At 65.5% G+C, this 4,742-nt stretch carries 3 protein-coding genes and 2 pseudogenes; 1 reads left to right on the top strand and 4 read right to left on the bottom strand.

What is annotated here, in order from left to right; translation table 11 throughout:
* From EN745_RS30340 to EN745_RS30355, 4 genes and pseudogenes are all read right to left on the bottom strand, one after another.
* Positions 1 to 471, bottom strand: a pseudogene (locus EN745_RS30340) (ABC transporter permease); the annotation flags it as partial.
* A 22-nt stretch (positions 472 to 493) separates the two neighbouring features.
* Complete coding sequence (locus EN745_RS30345; protein WP_127422950.1) at positions 494 to 1,606, bottom strand: ABC transporter substrate-binding protein; 1,113 nt, start codon at positions 1,604 to 1,606, stop codon at positions 494 to 496.
* Positions 1,607 to 1,673: 67 nt separating this feature from the next.
* Positions 1,674 to 2,768, bottom strand: a complete 1,095-nt coding sequence (locus EN745_RS30350; protein ID WP_126055476.1) for an ABC transporter ATP-binding protein — start codon at positions 2,766 to 2,768, stop codon at positions 1,674 to 1,676.
* A 131-nt stretch (positions 2,769 to 2,899) separates the two neighbouring features.
* The gene (locus EN745_RS30355) at positions 2,900 to 3,796 is read right to left on the bottom strand and encodes a LysR substrate-binding domain-containing protein (protein WP_126055475.1); all 897 of its coding nucleotides are present in this window, start codon (positions 3,794 to 3,796) and stop codon (positions 2,900 to 2,902) included.
* 82 nt (positions 3,797 to 3,878) lie between these two features.
* On the opposite strand from EN745_RS30355, the pseudogene EN745_RS30360 reads away from it, so the two are divergent.
* Positions 3,879 to 4,742, top strand: a pseudogene (locus EN745_RS30360) (amidohydrolase); the annotation flags it as partial.

Here is a 4,742-nt window from a genome sequence, read left to right on the forward strand (position 1 = left end):
GAGGAAGTGCGTCATGCCGACGATGACGCCGAATTCGTTGCGCACCAGCGCCAGCGGCTCGGAGATGAAGCCGATCGATTGCAGCCAGGTGTTGATCAGGCCGCGGTTGGAGAGCAGCGCCACCCAGCCGAAGGCGCGCGTCAGCACCGAGATCCAGAACGGCACCAGGATGCAGAACTCGGCAATCACGCGCTGCACCGGGCTGCCGCGCACCCACACCACGGTGATGGCATAGGCGGCGGTGACCGACACCAGCGTGACGATGAGCGCGATGCGCAACGTGCGGATGAACACCGACTGCACCAGCGGGTCGGTCGCGAGCGCGCTATATTGGTCGAGCCCCGGCGTCGGCAAGGTGAAGCTCCACTTCACCACGCCGAGGAACGGCCAGGCATACGCAAGGACCAGGAACAGGAGCAGCGGCGCCATCAACAGCGCCGCGCCTGTCCTGTCGGAGAGGGTGCCTCTCATGTCGGATGATCGTCTCCGCCGGTCAGGCGGAGATGATCTTGGTGTATTCGTCGAGCGCCGCGCCGTAGTTCTTGGCGTACCACTCCATGTCGAGCGCTATCTGCTTCTTCATGTTCTCGGGGTCGACCGGGTTGATGCGCTTCTTGTCGGCGGGGATCAGCGCGTCGGCGGCCGGATCGGCCGGGCCCTGTCCGAGCTTGTCGAACATGACCAGCTGCTTTTCCGGGTCCTGCGCGCTGGCGATGAACTTCATCGCAGCGTCCTTGCCGCCGGGATTGTTCTTGAGCACCGCGAGCGCGCCGGGCGAGATCAGGCCTTGGTCCCAGATGAACTTGATCTTGCCGCCGGAGTCCTGCTCGATCAGCGAGGCGCGCGTCGACCACACGATCGCCATCGAAGCTTCGCCGTTGAGCAGCACGCTCTGGCTCTCGGCGCCGCCGCCCCAATAGGCGACAACGTTCTCCTTGAAGGCGGCGATCTTGTCATGCGCCCGCTTTAGATCGAGCGGGTAGAGCGAAGCCGGCGCGATGCCGTCGGCGAGAAGTGCGGCCTCCCAGCTCGACACGCCCCATTTGTAGAGCGAGCGCTTGCCGGGGAATTTCTTCACGTCGAAGAAATCGGCCATGCCGGTCGGCGCGTCGCTGCCGTATTTCTCCGAGTCGTATGCGATCACATAGGAAAAGAAATAGGTCGAGGCGGCGTATTCCCAGCCGAAACCCTCGCGCATCTTCTTCTTGTCGACGACCGTGTAGTCGATCGGCTCGAGCATGCCTTGCGCGCCCAGCGTGATCGCCGAGAACGGATCGACGTCGACGAGGTCCCAGGTCGGGGCGCCGCTCTTGAACTGCGCCGCGATCGCGCCTTCGGTCGGGCCCGAGCCGTCCATCTTGACGGTGATGCCGGTATCCTTGGTGAAGGCCTGGCCGTAGGCGGCGTCATAGGCGGTGATGGCGTCACCGCCCCAGTTCACCAGCACCAGTTCCTTCGCCGCGGCGAAGGCGCCGGTCGAGCGCATGAGCAGCGGCGTGCCGGCCAGCACGAGCCCGGCGATCTGCGCGAACTGGCGGCGCGAGATCTCGCCGCGCCTTGCCCTGTCGGCAAGGGAGTCGATTGTGTGTTTCTTGGTATTGGTCATGTCAGTTCCCCTTGTTCTCATTGATATTCCAAAAAACCGGTGCGGCGAGTTCAGGCCGTAGCGGTGCTCACTGCCCTCCATCCGGAAGAAGGAAACCTTTTTCGGCCGGCCAGGTCAGCCAGACGGAATTGCCCTTGCTCAGTGCCGCGGCCGCTACCTCGTTCGGCACCGAAACCGTTACCCGCGAGCCTTGCCGCGTCGTGAGATCCAGCCTGGTCGCAGCGCCCAGATAGGTGGACGCGATCGCGGTCGCCGCGATGCCGTTCTCGCCGACAGCCGCCTCGCGCGCGATCGACATGTGTTCGGGGCGGATCGCCAGGATGGCGTCGCCTTTGACCGCCTCGGCCTTGCAGCGCATGCTGACAGCGCGGTCTTCGCACAGGCCGACAGCGCCGTTATCAGCAGGCGTCACGCCCTTCACCGGCAGCATGTTGATCTCGCCCAGGAACTCGGCGACGAAGCGGTTGGCCGGCCGGTCGTAGACCTCGTCCGGCCGGCCGACCTGCAGCAATTTGCCGTGGTTGAAGATGGCGACGCGCGACGACAGCGCCAGCGCCTCGCTCTGGTCGTGGGTGACGAAGACGAAGGTGGTGCCGGTCTCCTGGTGCAGCCGCTTCATCTCGGCCTGCATCTGGCCGCGCAGGCTCTTGTCCAGCGCCGAGAACGGCTCGTCGAGCAGAAGCACGCCCGGCTCGAACACCAGCGCGCGGGCAAGCGCCACGCGCTGCTGCTGGCCACCGGAAAGCTGCGCCGGCAATTTCTTCTCATGGCCCTTCAGCCCGACGCGCTCGACCATCTCGGCGACGCGGCGCTTGATCTCGGAGGCGGATTTCTTGCGCACCTTGAGCGGGAAGGCGATGTTCTGTTCGACGCTCATGTGCGGGAACAGCGCATAGCCCTGGAACACCATGCCGGCGGCGCGCTGCTCGGCCGGGCGGTCGGTGATGTCGATGCCGTCGCTGAACAACTGCCCCTCGCTCGGCTGCACGAAGCCGGCGAGGATCATCAGGAAGGTCGTCTTGCCGGAGCCCGACGGCCCGAGCAGGGTCAGGAACTCGCCGCGGCCGATATCGAGCGTCAGATTGTCCAGCGCCCGGAACGAGCCGAAGCTCTTGCCGATCCCGTTCGCCTTGATTTCTGCGGCCCGGCCGGGTTGCTGCATTCCTGCCTCTTCCTTGGTGGCTGGATGAAATCGTAGGGCAGGGCGACGGCTCACCGCAACCGAATAGTTTTCGCCTGATCGGCAAATTTGATTCACGGGTGGTGGGGTTGGGTGGAATGGGTGGCGCGCTCTCAATACGGCCCGACCCTGTTCTCCGACAACTTCGATCGCAGCCATCCGCCGAACGCCTGCAGCACCGGATGGTTGGCCTTGGCATGCTCCGACACCAGGAAGTATGACCGCGGCGATTTGATCGCGATGTCGAATGGGCGCACCAGCCGGCCCTCGTTCAGCGCCTTGCGGCTGGTCAATTCGTCACCCATGGCGATGCCCTGGCCGGCGATCGCCGCCGAGAAGACGAGGTTCATGTCGGAAAAGAAGATGCCGCCCTCGGTGTCCGGATTCTCCACCTTGGAAAGCGCCAGCCAGCGTGCCCAGTCCTCGGTGTCGCCGAGATGCAGGAGATTGGCGCGCAGCACGTCGGCGGGCTTGGAAAAGCCACCCACCTTGTTGAGCAGCGTCGGGCTGCAGAGCGGCGTGAACGAGATCTCGCACAAAAGCTCGGCCGCGCGGTTCGGCCAGTTGCCGACGCCGAAGGCGATGAAGGCATCGGCGTCCGGATTGCTGACGTCGTCGAGGCGCCTCGGCGTCAGGATGTGCAGGGCGACATCGGGATACATCTGCCGGAACTCGCCGATATGGGTGCAGAGGAACAGCGAGGCGAAGCCCGGCGTGCAGGAGACGGCGAACGAACCGCCGACGCCGGTGCCGGCATTGCGCCCCACCGCGTCGCCGAGAACGGTCAGCGCCTTGCGCACGTCGCTGGCATAGCGCTGGCCGCGCGGGGTGAGCGCGACACCCTTGCCGATGCGCTCCAGCAGGTCGAAGCCGAGGTCGCGTTCGAGCAGGCGAAGCTGGTGCGAGACGGCGCTGCGAGTGAGGTGCAGTTCGTCGGCGGCGCGCCAGACGCTGCCATGACGGGCGAAGCTGTCGAGGGCACGCAGGGCTTGTGTGGATGGTATGCGCAAGGGACCTCAGGTGAACCGAATTTGCACGAGCCGGGAAAACATATCACTTTTTGAAAGGCCGCTTCACTGCTTTCTTCTGGCCATGGAGCAACCGGCCACGACATCGGCGCAAGCGACGGCACTTGCCTGCCTCGACGACATCCAGCCGTCGCTGTCGGCATGGACGCGGACCATCTTCGACTTCGGCGAGACCGCCTGGCGCGAGTACCGGTCGGCCGCCTGGTATGTCGAACGGTTGAAGCGCGAGGGCTTTTCCGTCGAGGAAGGCTCGGGCGGCATGCCAACCGCGTTTTGCGCCCACTGGACCAATGGCGTCGGCCCGACCGTCGGCATGTATGCCGAATATGACGCCGTGCCCGGCAACTGCCAGGATGCCGCCACGGTGAAGCGGCCGCGCCCCGGCCTCGGCTTCGAGGCCGGTGGCCATACCGATCCGCATTCGGGGCTGGGCATCGCCAGCCTCGGCGGCCTGCTCGCCACCAAGGCGGCCATGCAGCGCCACGGCGTACAGGGCACGCTGCGCTTCACCGGCGAGCCGGCGGAGAAGGTAAGGGGCTCGAAGCCGATCCACGCCGCCAGGGGCTATTATGACGGCCTCGCCGGCATGATCTCCTTCCATCCTTTCTACATGCTGCCGCTCTGCAACACGGCGCGCTGGGACACGCATTGCGGCGCCGCCTACGCGATGATCTACCGCTTTGTCTGCGACGAACCCGAAAAGTGGGTTCGCGCAAGCGATGGCGCGCCGATCCCGCAGGCGCATTCGGCGGTCAGGGCGCCGGGCGCCAACGACGCGCTGATGACGATGTACATGGCCTCCAAGACGCTGCGCGATTCCATGCTGCCGCACCAGGGCGGCTGGTCGATCAGCGAGGCGATCCTGACCGCAGGCCAGGCGACCGCCGACAATCTGCCGGCAGGGCTGGCCGAGATCCAGTATATGATC

The organism is Mesorhizobium sp. M4A.F.Ca.ET.022.05.2.1, from assembly GCF_003998845.1.
In the GTDB taxonomy this organism is placed as follows: Bacteria; Pseudomonadota; Alphaproteobacteria; order Rhizobiales; family Rhizobiaceae; genus Mesorhizobium.

Bases quoted from the DNA above. Each gene is read 5' to 3' on its own strand.
- EN745_RS30345 (WP_127422950.1), bottom strand. From the start codon at position 1,606: ATGACCAATACCAAGAAACACACAATCGACTCCCTTGCCGACAGGGCA.
- EN745_RS30350 (WP_126055476.1), bottom strand. From the start codon at position 2,768: ATGCAGCAACCCGGCCGGGCCGCAGAAATCAAGGCGAACGGGATCGGC.